This is a genomic window from Methylophaga sp. UBA2689 (genome assembly GCA_002354555.1).
Classification (GTDB): domain Bacteria; phylum Pseudomonadota; class Gammaproteobacteria; order Nitrosococcales; family Methylophagaceae; genus Methylophaga.
Genome location: DELT01000053.1, coordinates 1 through 17,478, shown reverse-complemented (window position 1 = coordinate 17,478; position 17,478 = coordinate 1). Strand labels below are relative to the sequence as shown.

At 44.4% G+C, this 17,478-nt stretch carries 15 protein-coding genes; 8 read left to right on the top strand and 7 right to left on the bottom strand.

Annotated features, from left to right (window positions below; genetic code table 11):
* Positions 1–444 precede the first annotated feature (444 nt).
* The 5 genes from hrpA to B3M51_RS05530 all read left to right on the top strand — a co-directional run bounded on the left by hrpA (position 445) and on the right by B3M51_RS05530 (position 7,381).
* Complete coding sequence (hrpA, locus tag B3M51_RS05550; RefSeq protein WP_292757425.1) at positions 445–4,332, top strand: ATP-dependent RNA helicase HrpA; 3,888 nt, start codon at positions 445–447, stop codon at positions 4,330–4,332.
* A gap of 267 nt (positions 4,333–4,599) precedes the next feature.
* Positions 4,600–4,995 (top strand): c-type cytochrome, encoded by a 396-nt coding sequence (locus B3M51_RS05545; RefSeq protein ID WP_292757423.1) that lies wholly within the window; start codon positions 4,600–4,602, stop codon positions 4,993–4,995.
* Positions 4,996–5,065: 70 nt separating this feature from the next.
* Entirely contained in the window at positions 5,066–5,356 is a 291-nt protein-coding gene (locus tag B3M51_RS05540; protein ID WP_292757421.1) for a PepSY domain-containing protein, read from the top strand.
* Between the two features lie 2 nt (positions 5,357–5,358).
* Complete coding sequence (locus B3M51_RS05535) at positions 5,359–6,036, top strand: response regulator transcription factor (RefSeq protein WP_292481745.1); 678 nt, start codon at positions 5,359–5,361, stop codon at positions 6,034–6,036.
* Positions 6,029–7,381, top strand: a complete 1,353-nt coding sequence (locus B3M51_RS05530) for an ATP-binding protein (RefSeq protein WP_292481742.1) — start codon at positions 6,029–6,031, stop codon at positions 7,379–7,381. The genes B3M51_RS05535 and B3M51_RS05530 overlap by 8 nt, the downstream gene beginning before the upstream one ends.
* On the opposite strand, the gene yjgA is transcribed toward B3M51_RS05530, so the two are convergent.
* From yjgA to B3M51_RS05505, 5 genes are read right to left on the bottom strand one after another with little or no spacing between them, the layout of a single operon-like run.
* Positions 7,375–7,905, bottom strand: coding sequence for a ribosome biogenesis factor YjgA (gene yjgA, locus B3M51_RS05525; RefSeq protein ID WP_292481740.1), 531 nt, complete (start codon positions 7,903–7,905; stop codon positions 7,375–7,377). The two genes, B3M51_RS05530 and yjgA, sit on opposite strands and share 7 nt — an antisense overlap.
* A gap of 3 nt (positions 7,906–7,908) precedes the next feature.
* Positions 7,909–8,325, bottom strand: coding sequence for a secondary thiamine-phosphate synthase enzyme YjbQ (locus B3M51_RS05520; RefSeq protein WP_292481738.1), 417 nt, complete (start codon positions 8,323–8,325; stop codon positions 7,909–7,911).
* On the bottom strand, positions 8,322–9,368 hold the full coding sequence (locus B3M51_RS05515) for an anthranilate phosphoribosyltransferase (RefSeq protein WP_292757418.1): 1,047 nt from the start codon (positions 9,366–9,368) through the stop codon (positions 8,322–8,324). The genes B3M51_RS05520 and B3M51_RS05515 overlap by 4 nt, the downstream gene beginning before the upstream one ends.
* Positions 9,369–11,381 carry an NAD-dependent DNA ligase LigA gene (gene ligA / locus B3M51_RS05510; protein ID WP_292757416.1) on the bottom strand — a complete coding sequence of 671 codons (2,013 nt, stop codon included), beginning with the start codon at positions 11,379–11,381 and terminating at the stop codon, positions 9,369–9,371.
* Complete coding sequence (locus B3M51_RS05505; RefSeq protein WP_292757414.1) at positions 11,365–12,117, bottom strand: cell division protein ZipA C-terminal FtsZ-binding domain-containing protein; 753 nt, start codon at positions 12,115–12,117, stop codon at positions 11,365–11,367. Before B3M51_RS05505 ends, ligA begins: the two co-directional genes overlap by 17 nt.
* 59 nt (positions 12,118–12,176) lie before the next feature.
* Between B3M51_RS05505 and queF the strand changes: the two genes are divergently transcribed.
* Genes queF through cysZ form a run of 3 tightly spaced genes read left to right on the top strand, consistent with a single transcriptional unit; the run spans position 12,177 to position 14,635 of the window.
* A complete protein-coding gene (gene queF / locus B3M51_RS05500) occupies positions 12,177–12,566 on the top strand; it encodes a preQ(1) synthase (protein WP_292359561.1) in 390 nt (129 codons plus the stop codon).
* Between the two features lie 2 nt (positions 12,567–12,568).
* Entirely contained in the window at positions 12,569–13,846 is a 1,278-nt protein-coding gene (locus B3M51_RS05495; protein WP_292757412.1) for an FGGY-family carbohydrate kinase, read from the top strand.
* A 12-nt stretch (positions 13,847–13,858) separates the two neighbouring features.
* Entirely contained in the window at positions 13,859–14,635 is a 777-nt protein-coding gene (gene cysZ / locus B3M51_RS05490; protein WP_292757410.1) for a sulfate transporter CysZ, read from the top strand.
* Positions 14,636–14,720: 85 nt separating this feature from the next.
* Here cysZ and B3M51_RS05485 read toward each other — a convergent pair whose 3' ends face one another.
* Together B3M51_RS05485 and B3M51_RS05480 are read right to left on the bottom strand one after the other, a co-directional pair.
* Entirely contained in the window at positions 14,721–16,889 is a 2,169-nt protein-coding gene (locus tag B3M51_RS05485; RefSeq protein WP_292757408.1) for a TonB-dependent receptor family protein, read from the bottom strand.
* Between the two features lie 187 nt (positions 16,890–17,076).
* Entirely contained in the window at positions 17,077–17,280 is a 204-nt protein-coding gene (locus B3M51_RS05480) for a (2Fe-2S)-binding protein (RefSeq protein ID WP_292757406.1), read from the bottom strand.
* Positions 17,281–17,478: the final 198 nt, after the last annotated feature.

Below are 17,478 nucleotides of genomic sequence, written 5' to 3'. Positions count from 1 at the left end.
TTGAAAAAGTTGAAGCTGAAAAATAAGGCAAAGTTTTTAGGGCGTGTTTATCTTTCATCTCCGCCTCTGTTGAGAGCTGAAAAAGCGTCAATCAAGGCACGAGGAGCGCCTTTTGTGAGATACATCCATGTATCTCACCCCGAAGCGGCTTGCGCTCAAAAACGTTTACCTCCATGGATGGAGTGGTCGCTCCTGTGCGTCCTGGACCCGCGACACTAGTGCATCCTTGCACATCGTATGCAAAAGCAATGTCAGGAAGAGTGCTTGTCCTGACGTTTTTGTAGTTGTTCTAAATAAGTGACGAGCAACGCCGAGTGATACTTTTTCAGTCACGACCCAAAGGGCCAGGACTATTTTTGCGGCCGTCTACGTTTTCAGATGCCACTCTGTATACTGTCACTTAAGATAATTAAGCTCGTAAGCTTCCAAGTAAATTGAAAATTAGTGAACAATCAACAGCAACAACTTAAAACTCAAATAACAAACACAATGCTCGCCGACCAGCACAAACTACGTCGGCGTTTAGTGCAGTTGCAGAATAAATCCGCCAATGAAAGTGAATGGCTGAATCTGCAGCAGCAAATTGAACGATCTAATGAGCGTTTTCAGTTTCGTTTGAACAACCTGCCAAAACCTTCCCTGAATGCTGATCTTCCCGTTATTGAAAGAAAGGACGATATCGCAAAAGCCATTCAGCAACATCAGGTTATTATTCTCTGTGGTGAAACCGGTTCCGGTAAAACCACACAGTTACCCCAAATATGTCTTGAACTCGGTCGCGGTGTCGCTGGCCTGATTGGTCATACTCAACCACGACGTATTGCTGCCCGGACTGTAGCAACACGTATCGCTGAAGAATTAAAGTCCCAAATCGGCGAAGCCGTTGGCTATAAAGTCCGGTTTCATGATCAGGTAAAAGCCGATAAAAGCTATATCAAACTGATGACAGACGGTATTTTACTGGCTGAAACACAGAATGATCCCTACCTGAATCAATATGACACGCTTATTATTGATGAAGCGCACGAACGCAGTCTGAATATTGATTTTCTATTAGGTTATCTCAAACAACTGCTGCCGAAACGCCCTGACCTGAAACTGATCATCACCTCGGCAACTATTGATACTCAACGATTCTCTGAGCATTTTGACAATGCACCGGTTATCGAAGTCAGTGGCCGCACCTATCCTGTTGAAATCCGCTATCGTCCATTATTGAGTCGCGATGATGACAGTGAAGATCTGGATTTTGTTGATGGTATCGTTCAGGCGGTGGACGAATTATGTCGTGTCGGGCCCGGCGATGTACTGATATTCCTCTCGGGTGAACGCGATATCCGTGATGTTTCTGAAGCACTACGAAAACATCATCCACCCAATACCGAAATTCTGCCGTTATTCGCCCGACAATCAGCCAGTGAACAGAATCGTGTGTTTAAAACCGGTGGCCCGCGACGCATTATTCTGGCGACCAATGTAGCGGAAACATCGTTGACCGTACCGGGTATTCGTTATGTCGTCGATCCAGGTCTGGCGCGTATCAGCCGCTACAGCGTACGCAATAAAGTGCAACGTTTACCGATTGAGAAAATATCGCAATCCAGTGCCAACCAGCGATCCGGTCGTTGTGGTCGTGTTGCTGCCGGTGTGTGTATTCGTTTATACGACGAAGAAGATTTTGCGGCCAGACCGGCATTTACCGATCCGGAAATTCTGCGTACCAATCTGGCCTCCGTTATTTTACAGATGACCGCATTAAAGCTGGGCGATCCGGCTAAATTTCCGTTTATCAATCCCCCGCCACCAAAGATGATCAACGATGGTTACCGGTTGTTGGAGGAACTCAATGCTGTAAATGGCAAACGCCAAATAACCGAAACCGGCCGACAGCTTGCCAAGTTACCGATTGATCCGCGTATCGCCAGAATGATCCTGGCGGCAAATGATCAAAACAGTCTGAATGAAGTGCTGGTTATAGCCAGCGCCCTGAGTATTCAGGATCCACGAGAACGTCCGATGGATAAACAACAGGCTGCAGATGAGGCACATAGTAAATATAAAGACGACCGCTCAGATTTTTTAGCGTTTCTTAAGCTATGGGATTTGTATCATGACCGTCAGAAACACTTAAGTCAGAACAAATTTCGCAAATACTGCAAAGAAAACTTTCTGTCTTTTCTGCGTCTGCGTGAATGGCATGATATTTATCAGCAACTTCACGTGCAAACTACGCAGATGGGCTTCAAACCCAATCAGCAACCGGCTGAGTATCAATCCATTCATCAAGCCTTGCTCAGTGGTCTGTTAAGCAATGTGGCTATGAAAGCCGATCAGCATAGTTATGCCGGCACACGTAATTTGAAACTGAAAATTTTCCCCGGCTCAGCATTACATAAAAAAGGTCCGAAATGGATCATGGCTGCCGAGCTGGTGGAAACCGGACAGCTCTATGCCCGGATTGTCGCCAAAATTGAACCAGAGTGGGTTGAGCCTATTGCAGGAGATTTGGTTAAACGCCAATACAGCGATCCACATTGGGAGAAAAAACCGGCTCAAGTGGTCGCTTTTGAAAGTGTCAGTCTGTATGGATTGCCTATAGTAAACCGTCGGAAAATTCACTATGGACCATTGGATCGCCCTACTTCCAACGAGATATTTATCCGTGAAGCCCTGGTCAATGGTGATTTCAACTGTCAGGCAAAATTTTTCCAACATAATCGCCAGCTGATTGATGAAATTGAACTGTTGGAGCAAAAATCACGGCGACGTGATGTGCTGGCAGATGAAGATACCCTGTTTGCCTTTTATCATGAGCGCATCCCTGACGATATTATCAATGGCCAAGGATTTGAAAAATGGCGTAAACAGGCTGAGAAAAAAGCCCCGCAGTGTCTGTTTATGAGCCGTGAGACTCTGATGCAGCATAATGCTGAGCAGGTAACGGTCGATAGCTATCCGGATCAGTTGCTGGTGAACCGTGTTCCGTTGCCACTTGAATATCATTTTGAGCCTGGCAAACAGCATGATGGTATTACCCAGACGATTCCGCTTTCACTGCTTAATCAAAGTGATCCGGAACGTTATGAGTGGTTAGTGCCTGGTTTGTTACGTGACAAGGTGATTTTTCTCCTAAAAAGCCTGCCTAAATCCCTGCGTCGTCATTTTATTCCTGTGCCGGATTACGCCGATCGTTGCTTGAAAGCATTAACACCTTATGAAGGTGCATTGTTGCCTGCTTTAAGTGAGCAATTACGTAAAATGACAGGGGTTGAGATTAAAGCAGATGATTGGCGGCAGGAAGATCTGCCGCTGTATCTGAAAATGAATTTCAAGCTGGTTGATGAACAAGGCGAACTACTGGCAGAAAATCGTGATTTAAATCAGTTAAAGCAGGACTGGGCCAAAGAAGCTGCTGCCAGCTTCCGTCAGTTACCTGATTCTGAGTATGAAAAATCCGGGATGACCGGCTGGGAATTTGATGCGTTTCCTGAACACATTGTGATGCAGCAAAACGGCCTTGAAATGACGGCTTACCCTGCCCTGGTAGATCGTGGTGATCATGTAGATCTGACGCTGATGGATACTTTGCAACAGGCTAAATCATTCTCAGCAATAGGGTTGAGAAGACTGTTTATGCTGGCTGAAAAAGATAAAGTTAAATATCTGCAGAAAAACCTGCCGGATATACAGAAGATGTGCCTGCATTATGCCAATGTTCCTGCTGCGCCATTTGAAGAGAACAAAGCACAGCAGATTACACCATGCGAGCAGCTGAAACAGGATTTGATAGCCGTAGCATTTGATCGATGCTTTTTGAAAGATCAGGACTGGCCAAGAGACAAACAACAGTTTGAACAACGGCTGAAACATCGTAGCAGTGAACTTATTAATATTGCCAATCAGCTTGCCAGACTGATAGCAGAACCATTAAGTGAATATCATGCGATTGCCAAACGGTTGTCTGGAAATATTCCTCTGGCCGCGATGCATGCGGTTAAAGACATTCGTGAGCAATTAAACTATCTGCTGTATCAGGGTTTTGTGCATCACACACCGGACGAAGCTTTACAGCGTTTACCCGCCTATTTTCGGGCCATCGGTGCGCGTCTGGATAAATTGAAAACCGATCCAGCCAAAGATCGTCAACGACAAATGGAAGTCCAGCCGTACTGGCAACGTTATCTGTCCAATATCAAACGCGCTGATGATGAAGCAATGCAGCAATATCGCTGGATGATTGAAGAGTTTCGTATCTCGGTTTTTGCCCAGGAAATTGGTACTGCCTATGCCGTATCAGCCAAACGTCTCGATAAGCAATGGGCAAAATGTTAAATCTTTAAGCTTCATTTACCCATTCAGTCGCAGTTCAGTTAAGTATTGTTACCCTGACTTAAACTTCAGTATGTGGAGTAAGTCATGTACAAAAATATCGTTCACCTCGTTGGTCTCAACGATAAGTATTCTCCTGACATCTATTCACTCACTCCACATTGGCAAAAGTTCAGATGCATACTATTTTCTTGGAGAGCTCAACTGATTAAAACCGATGACATGTTAAGCTCAAAAAATCTCTTTGTTTTGATTGGTCGATAATCAGCTATGAATTTGCGTCTGGCAGGATTTATCTTTTTTTGCAGTAGCTATCTCTGGTTTGGAAGCGTTCAGGCTCAGGTTCCCTATACCGTTACTGAAGGCAAGAAACTGGATGCAGAAACCTATCAAGGCTATTTGCTTTATCGAAACTGGTGTGCCCGTTGTCATGGCACTTTCGCTCAGGGACTGGCGGGACCCAATTTAGCGAAAAGTCTTAAACAGACCTCAAAAGATGAGTTTATGCAGGTATTGGTCAAAGGTAAAAAAGGTCGCATAGGCATCATGCCAGGATTTAATGATAATCCTCAGGTCATCAATGGTAGAGAACAACTTTATAATTATTTACGCGCCCGGGCAGATAATGCAATAGGCCCGGTGCAACCTGCGCAGGGGCCAAAATGATGCATTCACCCAAGGCATGCAGTTTGCTATTATCCACTTATAACAAGCACACTAAAATTAAGGTTATTACATGAAATTTTCCTGGTATCTGTTACTTATAATGCTAACGTTACCTTTATCTGGTTACACCGATCATTTGCCGCCTGAAGCGGAAGCGGGGACCAGTATTAACGACATCGCCCTACCGCTGACCAAAAAAACTGCCGCAGAATTAGCTCAGGTTGAAACGGGTGGTCGTGTCTTATCGGTAGATCAGGAACAATATCAAAACCATACGATTTTCCGCGTCAAAGTACTGCATGTTGATGGTAAGGTGAAAACCTATCGCCTGGATCGGCAAACCGGATATCAAATGCAATAGTTATGCGTGTTTTATTAATTGAAGATGAACCTCACCTGCGCGAACAGATCGGTCAGCATTTACGCCAACATCAACTTACTGTTGATATGAGTGCAGACGGTGAAGAAGGCTTATTTCTGGGCTCTGAATATCCGTATGATGTTGCTGTGATTGATTTGGGTCTGCCTAAACTTTCCGGAATCGAGGTCATTAAGCGGCTTCGTGAAAAAAACATTACTTTTCCCATTTTAATTCTGACCGCTCGAGGTCGTTGGCAAGATAAAGTCGAAGGGCTTGAAGCCGGTGCCGATGATTATCTGGTCAAACCTTTTCATTTTGAAGAATTGCTGGCGCGTTTGAATGCGTTGGCGCGTCGTGCTGCAGGCTGGTCAAATTCCACTATGCGTTGTGGACCGGTGGAACTCAATCCCGCTTCTCAGCAAGTAACTGTCAATCAGTCTGCAATTGAATTAACTGCATTTGAATACCGTCTATTACATTATCTGATGCTGCACGCTGGGGACGTTATTTCCAAAACTGAACTGACGGACCACATATATGAACAGGATCAGGATCGCGACAGCAACGTTATAGAAGTGTTTGTTAAACGGCTGCGTAACAAGCTGGATCCCGAGAAAGTCCTGAATCCAATTGAAACATTACGTGGCCGGGGTTATCGGCTGACTCTACCTCGTGAATAAACTGAATTTATCACTGACCAATCGTCAGCTGATTGCTGTCACTCTGGTGTTAAGTGCTTTTTTGGGTATTTCCGCCTTCAGTTTATTTAATGCTTTTGCCGGAAGCGCCGAAACAGCCCAGAAACAGCGTTTATTAAATTATGTTTATACCCTGCTGACTGCTGCTGAAATAAGTCATGACGGTAAATTACATATGCAAGAAAGTCTGGCTGAACCAAAATTTTCTATTCCCAATTCAGGTTTATACGCACAAATTACCAGTGGCAATAAAATTGTCTGGCAATCCCCTTCGGCTATTGGTTTGTTTCTGGCACTTCCCTATCATCCGGGTCCATCAGAACAGTTATATAGTCAGGTCAATCTTGATAATGGCATGAAGTTACAAAATCTCGCGTTTGGTATTGTTTGGGAAAATGACGATGGTGAGCATTTTGATTACACCATCAATGTTTCTGAAGATCAGCACATGCTGGAAGCACAAATTGATGAGTTTCAGCTAAATCTCTGGTACTGGCTCGGTGGAACCGGATTGATGCTGTTAATTGCCCAATGGTTAATCCTGCGTTGGAGCTTACAACCGCTGCATAAGGCAGCAGCTGATTTACACGCTATTGAAGCAGGCAAACAACAGCGTCTGGGCGATGACTATCCCAGCGAGTTACAGCAGCTCACACGAAATATTAATAATCTACTGGATCATGAACAATCTCGCCGACAACGCTATAAAAATTCACTGGCTGATCTGGCGCATAGTCTGAAAACACCCTTGGCTTTATTACGTTCTGAGCTGGAAAGTTGTGATGATGTGACCGCCTGTAAATTGACCGGTGAAGAACAGTTGGAGCGCATCAATGCCCTGGTCGATTATCAATTGCAGCGTGCTGCCACGGAAGGCAAAAGCAATTTACTGGCGCCGGTTTCGATTGGTGAAATCATCACTAAACTGATGAATTCACTAAAAAAAGTCTACCAAAGTAAAAACATCCATACGCAATGCGAAATTGAACGTGATGCCATGCTGCATGCTGACGAAGGCGATATGTACGAGTTACTCGGCAATCTACTGGAAAACGCCTTTAAATACTGTGATAAGCAGGTGAACATCGTTCTTCGTCAGCAAAACCGCAGAATTATAGTGCGTATTGAAGATGATGGCCCAGGCGTGCCAGCTCATGCCAGTGCCGATATCATCAAACGTGGCAGACGTATGGATACCCAGATTGAGGGGCAGGGTTTAGGCTTGGCGATTGCCAGCGATATTGTCGAAGCCTATCAGGGCAAAATCAGTGTGCAGCAAAGTTACTTGGGGGGTGCCTGCTTTTTAATCGAACTGATCGATCACTGATTTTGCTGTAATTGCTGCAGATATTTAAACAATAGTCGGGCAGATTTTGGCGGCTGTTGTTTGGCGGCTTCCTGTTTGGCATTCCGGACCAATTGTCTTACATGCTGATTATCAAAATCTTCAAAATAACCTCGGAGTTCTGCCACAACGGTATCGTCTTCTGCTAACAAACGATCGCGCCAGTTCTCCACTTGATGAAACTGGTCAGTTTGAGCCTGTGTTGGCTGTTTCAGCTGTTCCAGTTTCTGCTGTATTTCTTCATGATCCAGTCGTGCAATAATGCCACCAATAAAACCGGTCTGACGTTTTAAGGCTCCTTTACTCATGGTTTGGGCTTTAATCACTGCTTCGGTTAAATCTTCGTCCAGCTCCAGTTTCAATAAGTCTTTTTTTGGTAGGTCAATTAAATCCTGACCTAGTTTTCTCAATGCATCGAGCTCACGTTTAATTCGGGATTTACTCTTGGGAATTGAAGACCAATCAACTTCCTCATCAAGGTGTTCCTGTTCAAATTCTTCATTCATTTCTTATTCACCTTGTACTGTAACGATCACACGACGCTGCTGCCGATGTGTTCGGTGTTCCCATAAATAGATTCCCTGCCAGATCCCCAGAGCACATTTGCCATTACTGACCGGTACCACCAGATCGGGATTAGTCAACACGGTTCGGATATGCGCGCTCATATCGTCCGGACCTTCATCCTGATGTAAAAACATTGGATCTCCGTCCGGGACGATATGCTGCATGTAGGTTTCCAGATCTCGTCTGACATCAGGGTCAGCATTTTCACAAATCATCAAAGAAGCACTGGTGTGCTGGACAAATACATGACAGGTTCCGGTAGTGATACCAGAAGCAGATACAATTTTAGCCACATCATCACTGATATTGATGGTGCTGCGCCCTTTCAATTCAAATTGTAATTGTTGTTGCAAAATCATTTTGTTCTACCTTTTTCAAAAGCAGCAAAAGCATCACCCGAATCGAGGCTCTTTCTGACTAAATCCCCTGCTTTATTCTGATCTGAAACCAGTCCGCAGTGCCATAAAGCCATTGCTGCTCCATAAACCAGCAAATCATACGCTACCCCTTTTTCACCCTGTAATGCCGCAACGCCACGTTGAGCAGACTCTGCCGCTGTCAGTTGATCCAAATCAGGCATGACTCCTCGGGTCTGTTGATCAACTCCAAATGCCTGAGGATCCAGTGAGCAGGGTTTTAATGCGCCATCAATCAATAAAAAGTTGTCTGAGGTTTCACGTAAGGTCGGCACAATTCCGCCTTCCAGACCACGTACGATCAATGCGCTGTCAAAACCACTTTGTTTGGCAAGATAAGCCAGCACTGGAGGATAGGCTTTATGTACAAAGCCAATTTGCAAATGCGTTTTTTTAGCCTTAACCGGCATCACCAGTTTTTCCAGCGTCGCCAAACTGGGGCGTTTAATCATCAAACGACGTAAATCCTGTAAAGCAAACAAGCTGGGGGTGGTAATAGCCTGATCCAGATAAGCCCAGCCAATATCAGTAGTATTTAGTTGCTCGGCGGCTTCTGCAACAGTCAATTGTATATTCACACCCGCCGCTTCTAACACCTGTGCATGAGTGACACCGAATTTCGGCGCCATTTGGTAAACACCTTGCGATAACGTCGGTAAACCGCATGCTGCCATGACGGCAGGCAAAAATGCTGCGATTGGACAATGGCGACTAAAACCATTAAACGGATCGGAAAGTAGCATTACATTATCTACCTCAAGTGCATGCTGCCCGGTCTTTTCCTGGATAGCCAACAACAGTCCCAGATTTTCCTCATCCGTTTCACGTTTCATTCGCAATGCAATCAGCATGACCGCCATTCGCACCGGATCCACTTCACCTGAGAGGATTTCCAGCATCGCTTCACGGCTTTCCTCGAGACTGAGATCTTTACTCAGATGGGGGCCGGTGGCGACTTTTTTGATAGCATCTGCTACTGCACTCATTTAATTAATCCACTGTATTAAGGTCGCTTCATCGACCACGTCAATCCCTAGGGATTGGGCTTTATTCAATTTGGAACCGGCATCTCTACCCGCCACCACATAATCGGTTTTAGCTGAAACGCTACCAGCCACTTTGGCACCTAATGCCAATAATTTTTCTTTGGCTTCACTACGCGACAGGTTTTCCAGGGTTCCGGTTAGTACAATGGTTTTACCCGCCAAAGCTGAATCGGCATAAACCGGTTTTTCTTCAGGCCAGTTGACCCCGGCATCCAACAGCCGCTGAATCACATCCAGATTATGGGTTTGTTGGAAGAAGGTATAAATGTGATGGGCCACCACAGGCCCTACATCTTCAATTTCAATTAACTCGTCTTCTTTAGCTGCCGTTAATTTAGCCAGCTCAACAAAGTGTAAAGCGAGTGATCGGGCGGTTGCTTCACCGACTTCTCGAATACCTAATGCATATAAAAATCGTGCAAAACGGGTATTTTTGGCCTGTTCCAATGCATTAACCAGGTTTTCGGCAGATTTATCCCCCATACGTTCCAAAGACGAAAACTGTTCTTTGTTCAGATAAAACAAATCGGCTGGATCTTTAATGAGCTCAGCATCAACCAGTTGTTCAACCAACTTATCGCCCAGGCCATCAATATCCAATGCTTTGCGGGAAGCAAAATGTTTTATGGCTTCCTTGCGTTGTGCGCCACAGAATAAACCTCCGCTGCAACGCGCAACCGCCTCACCCTCTACCCGCTCAACCTCTGCCCCACAAACTGGACAATGCGTTGGCATTACAAATTCGGTGGCATTGGCAGGACGCTTGTCTTTAACAACCTGAACGACTTCCGGAATCACATCCCCCGCCCGACGAATGATCACCGTATCGCCAATTCGTACATCCTTACGTCGGACTTCATCCTCATTATGCAGCGTGGCATTACTCACCGTAACGCCACCGACAAAAACCGGTTGTAAACGTGCTACTGGCGTTAAAGCACCTGTGCGACCAACCTGAACTTCAATATCGATAACCTGAGTGCTTTCTTCCTGTGCCGGAAATTTATAGGCAATAGCCCAGCGCGGAGCTCGTGAGACAAATCCCAGACGTTCCTGTAAATGGCTGTCATCGACTTTGAACACTACCCCATCAATATCATAGGACAAGCTGGCCCGACGTTCCCCAAGCTGATGCAGAAATTCCAGGCATTCATCCACACCTTTTAATTGCTTGGTATCAGGAGAAACAGCTCCACCCCATTCACTGATTATCTGCATCGCTTCTGTATGACTGGATGGACGTTCCATGCCCTGAAGCTCTCCTAGACCATAACAGAACAACGCTAAAGGCCGACTAGCCGTTACCGAGGAATCCAGTTGCCTTAATGATCCTGCAGCTGCATTGCGTGGGTTCACGAACAGTTTTTCATTGTTGGCCAGACGCTGTTGATTCAGCTTTTCAAAACCCGCTTTTGGCATGTAAATTTCACCACGGATTTCAACCACTTGCGGAACATTCTTGCCATGTAGTTTCAATGGGATATTACGAATGGTTCGAACGTTTTCGGTGACATCTTCACCCACCGCGCCATCACCACGAGTGGCGGCCTGAACCAGCAAACCATTTTCATATCGAATACTGATTGCCAGACCATCCAACTTGGGTTCAGCAGCATAAGTAATCACGGCATCCGTATTTAACCGATCCAGAACACGCTGATTGAACGCGGTCAATTCGGCTTCATCAAACACGTTATCCAGCGACAGCATAGGCATCGCATGAGTCACTTGGGTAAATTTATCCAACGGAGCCGATCCCACCCGTTGTGTCGGCGAATCCGCAGTGATCAGCTCAGGATAATCGGCTTCAAGTTTTTTTAATTCAGCAAATAACCGATCATATTCGGCATCCGTTACTTCCGGATCATCCGCGCTGTAATACAGAAAGTTATAACGGTTGATTAAGTCTCGAAGCTGTGCGGCTCGCTCGCTGATTTCAGGTGAAATCGTCATCAGATTTATTGCCTGCCTGCAAAGATAAATTTAATTCAAAAATTCGGTTGCGAGTGGCTTCCAAATGTTTATCGGTAATCGGTTCACGTTTTTCATCACAGAGAATGCCACCCAGATAGGCGGTCAGTTGTTGTGCGGTATCCAGCATCGAATCAAATACCGTCAGACCATTTACCGGGCCAGGAAGTCTGGCAAACATTAATAAGCCGGGAGTCTTCATTGAAATCAATTGATCAGGAAGCAAAGTACCGGGATCCAGAATATTCGCCACACTGAACAGTGTCTGACGGCGATTATTAACGGTATAACGATGATATATCTGCATATCACCAAAATGCATTTCCTGCTGTTCCAGCGCAGACTTGATTGCGCGTCCGGTAAACATTTGTGATTCGGGGGCCATAATGGTTAATGCCACCACCATTTCCCAATCGGGGGTATCGTCTTCTTCATCTGCATCGGCAAATTCGTCATCCATTTCAGAATCGTCGAATTCGTCGCCAACATCAGCCACATCTGAATCCATACGAACTTTGGGGCTGTCGGATAAATCTACAGTATCTTGCGCAAAAACCGAGTCGAAACGCGCGTGAAAATCACTATTGTCGTCGTTATCAAAACGATCAAGTTCACGCTCAAATTCCTGGGCACGCTGTTGCTGCCGGGAATGGCTATACCAGCCGCCAATAATCAGCGCCACTAAAACAACTACAGACAGGAGAATGATTTCTAACACTTAATTAAATCTGCCAACTCAGGGATAATAACGGTTTTGTTCACACTTAGAGATTACCTATGTCTACGCTACCAAGCAAACAACTGGAAACCTTCGATAACGCAGTACCGGAGCGGGATTATACCATCCACATCGAAACACCTGAATTTACTTGTCTGTGTCCGAAAACTGGTCAACCGGATTTTGCCACGATTAAGATTGATTATGTACCTGATTTAAAATGCGTTGAACTGAAATCTCTAAAACTTTACTTCTGGTCTTACCGTGAAGAAGGTGGTTTTCATGAAAAGCTGACTAACCAGATTCTGACTGATTTAGTGGCAGCGACTGACCCACGTTTTATGCGTGTTACCGGCATTTTCAATGTCCGTGGTGGTGTTTATACCAATGTTGTTGCTGAGTACCGCAAAGAAGGTTGGGTCGCGCCAACGCCTGTTCAACTTCCATAAAAATGCGCGAGAGCGCATGGATTGGCATTGATTTCGGCACCTCCGGGTGCCGGGTCTGCGCCATCGACCTACTCGGTAATATTATTGCCCAGATTGAACAAAACTTTTCCGCACCTCCCTACCCCTACCCGTCACCCAAACAGCAGTCCCACTATCTTTTTGAGGCGCTAAAAGATCTGGTAAAGCAGATTCCTGAATTTGTCATTGAATCCATCAGTATTGATGCCACTTCCGGTTCAGTGATGTTATCTGACCGCCAAGGAAATCCTCTGACTGAAATGTTGATGTATAACGATCAACATGCCTCCTTGGCGAGTGAAAAAATAGCGGAAAAAGCACCTATCAATTCAGCAGTACGTGGTCCCAGCAGCGGTTTGGCAAAATTGCTGTATTTTCAATCAACACTGGCGTTACCTGAAAAATATTATCTGTTGCATCAGGCGGATTGGCTGGCTATTCAGCTCGGCGCCACACCTGGTATGACGGATTACAATAATGCCTTGAAGTCCGGTTTTGATGTAATAGCAAATCACTGGCCCAGCTGGCTGAAATCAATAACGCCATTAAGCGTTTTACCAACCGTAGTTGCCCCTGGCACGCTGATTGGAAAACTCTCAGCAGCCGTTATGCTAGAACTTGGGATAAAACAGTCAGAAGCACCATTAATTAAGGCCGGAACCACTGATAGCCTGGCTGCATTTATCGCTACTGGCGCCAACCGAGTTGGAGAAGGTGTAACGTCACTGGGGTCAACACTGGTCTTGAAACTTATCTGCAAAAATCCGGTATTTGATGCTGAAACAGGTATTTACAGCCATAAATTGGGAAATCGCTGGCTATGCGGAGGCGCGTCTAATACCGGTGGAGCAGTATTGAGACATTTCTTTACTGACGAACAATTAATGACATTAAGCCAGAAAATTGATTTAAAGCAGTCGCCACCAAACTATTACCCATTGCTAAAGCCGGGAGAACGATTTCCAATTGCTGATCCAAACTATCCAGCACAAATGCTACCGCGCCCAGCGGAAGATCATTTATTTCTGCATGGATTGCTGGCTGGTATTGCCAGTGTAGAAAAAACAGGTTACCAATATCTGCAACAATTAAGTGATACACCGTTAACGTCGATTCGAAGTGTTGGTGGTGGTGCTAGAAATCCTGTCTGGACACAGCTACGTCAGTCATTATTGCAGGTTCCATTCGAATTAGTGGAAAATACTGAAGCAGCTTATGGCAGTGCATTACTTGCAAGAGATGGTCTTACATTATTCCAATAAGGTATTGAAAGAATGGGTGATTTTATCCAAGGCTCGCGTTATTTATTAAGCGGTTTCAAACTTATCAATCAACCAGGCGTACGTCGCTTTGCCTATATACCAATTTTGATAAATACCTTGTTATTTGCTGGAGCAATCTGGCTAGGTATTAACCAGTTTGACTATTGGATGACACAATTGACGCCAACCTGGTTACCTGAATGGTTATCCAATGCCTTGATGTGGATCCTCTGGCCATTGTTTGCAGTGCTGATTGTGTTAATAGTGTTTTTCACCTTCTCCATTCTCGCCAATATCGTGGCGGCACCATTTAATGGACTATTGGCGGAAGCTGTGGAAAAACGTTTATCCAATCAGGCTCCACCAGAACAAACTCTCTGGCAATTAATTGCTGATACGCCAAGAATGATTTTTAATGAATTACGCAAATTGGCCTATTTGCTGAAATGGATGATCCCACTGTTTATCCTGTCGTGGATACCCGGACTGAATCTCATTGCACCCTTGTTATGGTTATTTTTTTCCAGTTGGACTCTGGCACTTGATTATCATGACTACCCAATGGGAAATCATTTAATGGGATTTAAGCAGCAACGAGAACTGCTCAGAACCAAGCGTTCCCTGGCGTTAGGCTTTGGCATGACAACCTTGGGAGCAACAATGATCCCGGTAATAAATTTTCTGATTATTCCAGTCGCCGTGGCTGGTGCAACGGCCTTGTATGTTGGGAAATTACAAAAGAACAATAAAATTGATCTTGATCTAAACGATAGTTTTCCAACCAAATAAGCTTAAAAAAAGCGCCTGAAGTCATTCTTCAGGCGCTTTTTACAACAATTATTCAGTCTAAAATTAGACTGGATTTTTCTCTTTTTTAGAAGTCGATAATGACACCAGCATAAACCGTACGATCAATATTCGGACGTGCACCAAAAGGTTGGCGAGCCACAATTTCTTGGCGGTCAAAGACATTTTCAACTTTCAAGAATACTTCTGGCCCATCCACGAATTGGTAACGACTGATCAAATCCATAGTGAATAAAGCGTCTGTGCGATCAAAACGACTGCCTGATTTATTACAACCGACATCTACACATGTTTCATCTATGTATTTAGCCACCGCGTAATTATTCCAGCCACTGCTGTGCTCTAAACCAACTCTCGCACTGAACATATTTTCAGGAATATTTTGCAGCTCTAAACCACTATCAAGTTGATCACCTGATGTTGTTTCGCCATCAGTATAGGTGTAAGTAATATCCACCGGGATCATAAAATTACCGGCTGAAAATAATTTACCAGCTTGAAACTCAAGACCTTTAACCTCTGCTCCACCAAGACTAAATGAACCAGAATCAGCACCATTACTACAATTGGAAGCTACCGAACACTGCTCGACAAAGTTACTAAAGTCAGAATAGAAAGCGATTGCCTCACTATAGAATGTGCCTTGATTAAAACGCACACCAAATTCGTAATTATCACTTAAGCCTGGTTCAGTTCCATCTTCGGCTCCAGCACTAATCGGAACCATACCTTCATGATAACCCGCTAATACTTGCCAGTTTTCCGTTAAGTCATAGGTTGCTGAGATACCCGGTAAAAATTCCTGATAATCATTTTCAACTCGTCTCGTAACGGATGAGCGAGCAGGCTCACCATAACGACGAGCTTTGCTTTCAACATCTTCCATACGCAGAGACAAGTTCACTAATAACTTGTCAGTAACCTGGAAATTATCAGTGATCCACATGCTTAATGCTTGCGCTTCCTCTAAACGATTATCGCCGCCGCTCACAGTATTTGCATTGCTACTCTGAAAAACCAGTTGTCCATTAATCTGATCGTAAGTATCTACTGGTTGGAAACGATCCGTTTCATCAAAATGCTGACGAGCACCAAAATTCAGATCGTGTGCACCCAGCAGCCAGTTGAAATTGGCTTGTACGCCATAAGAATCATATTCACGATTATTATTTTTGTATTGAAGACCAACAGCGTCCTGACGCCCATCCAAAACTGCCTGAGCACCAGCATCACCAGCATTAGCGGCGTCGATAAGATTACCTGTGTTGTTGAACTTGAACCAGTTACGTTTAAATTCATTATGGTACAAGGTCACTGTTGAATTAAACGTATCGCTCCATTTGAAATTATGCGTAAGATTAACGCCCGTATGGTCGTTATCCATATTGTCAATTTCAGTCAATCCATAACGGCGGTTTTCATCATTACGGAAATCAGCATCAGTTAAACCTGCATAGGTTTCATCAGAATCTTCAAAGGAACGTTGGAATTTAAACAGCACTTTATTGCGTTCATCTTCCCACGATAATTTGCCGACATAATCCTGAATTTCGAATCCACTGTCTTGTCCGCTACGGTCTATGTCTTTGAAACCTTTATTATTACGTTGAACAGTTTCTAACAAATAACCAAAGCCACCTTCTTTACCACCGTAATATGCATGTGTATCGAATGAGCCTTCATCACTAAGCATAAACATGGCACGGCCACTGTTATTCTCAGGAATTGGGGTAGAGACCAGGTTAACAACACCACCAATGGTTTGAGGTCCATAACGTAATAATGGTGCGCCTTTTAACACTTCAATCGAATGCAAACGCATGGCTGTTGGAAAATAGTAGGCTGCTGGATTGGAATAAGGAGCTGGAGCGATCAACACACCATCTTCCATCAGCGTGATATTTTGGCTGCGTTCTGGTGCTGCAGCACGAATACCAATATTGGGACGCAAACCTAAACCATCTTCTTCCAATATATAAATACCAGGAACAGTTTTCAGAACTTGATGAATATCTGTGGTTGCCTCAGTGGTAAGCTGATCATTATCAATGTAATAAGCCGATCCCGGTAACTCACGAGCAGCTTGTTCACTACCAATAACAGTTACTGCATCTAATGATTTGACATCTTCCTCTGCTGCTACCTGTGAGACATATACTGTTCCAAGCGCCAATGTGACCACTGAAAAGATAGGTTTGAACTTGAAATTTCGCGGCTTGCGAATACCTTTTTCCATATTGTTTACCTTCAAAATTGCCATACGTAAAGAAATGTAAAGGCGAATGGTAATGGTTCTTATTAACCAGTCAAGAATTTTTCACATCTCACGCAGGAATTATCGGAATAATAAGTCAGGAAAAGTCATAGTTAATATTACAAAGCTATGTAAAATAGGTATTTAACAACGAATATAAGAATTGTTGCTATTTAACAACAAGCTCATCAAGCAAGTTCTCAATATCATATTCACAGGAACCACAGCCTGAAATTGCGCCAGTTTTTCGTGAGATAGTATCGGTATCGACGATACCCTGCTCGACCAGGCTGATGATCTTCCCGCGGGTTGTTCCACTGCAATCACAGATCACTTCATCAGTTATGTCTGAGGCGTTATTGTTGTTACTCATGCAAGTTAGCTACCTGACAATAATAATTTTCAAAACAATTTTTCAGTTTGGTTTAGCATATTAAATAACCTAGGGCTTGTTGATCTTTCATATCCACCACTGCTGGCGGCTATTTTTGTGTCCGACAAGGCGGAAAGCACGCAGTGTAGCCATCCTAGATAAGTAATTGACAACACAGGCGGTCGCAAAAATAGTCCC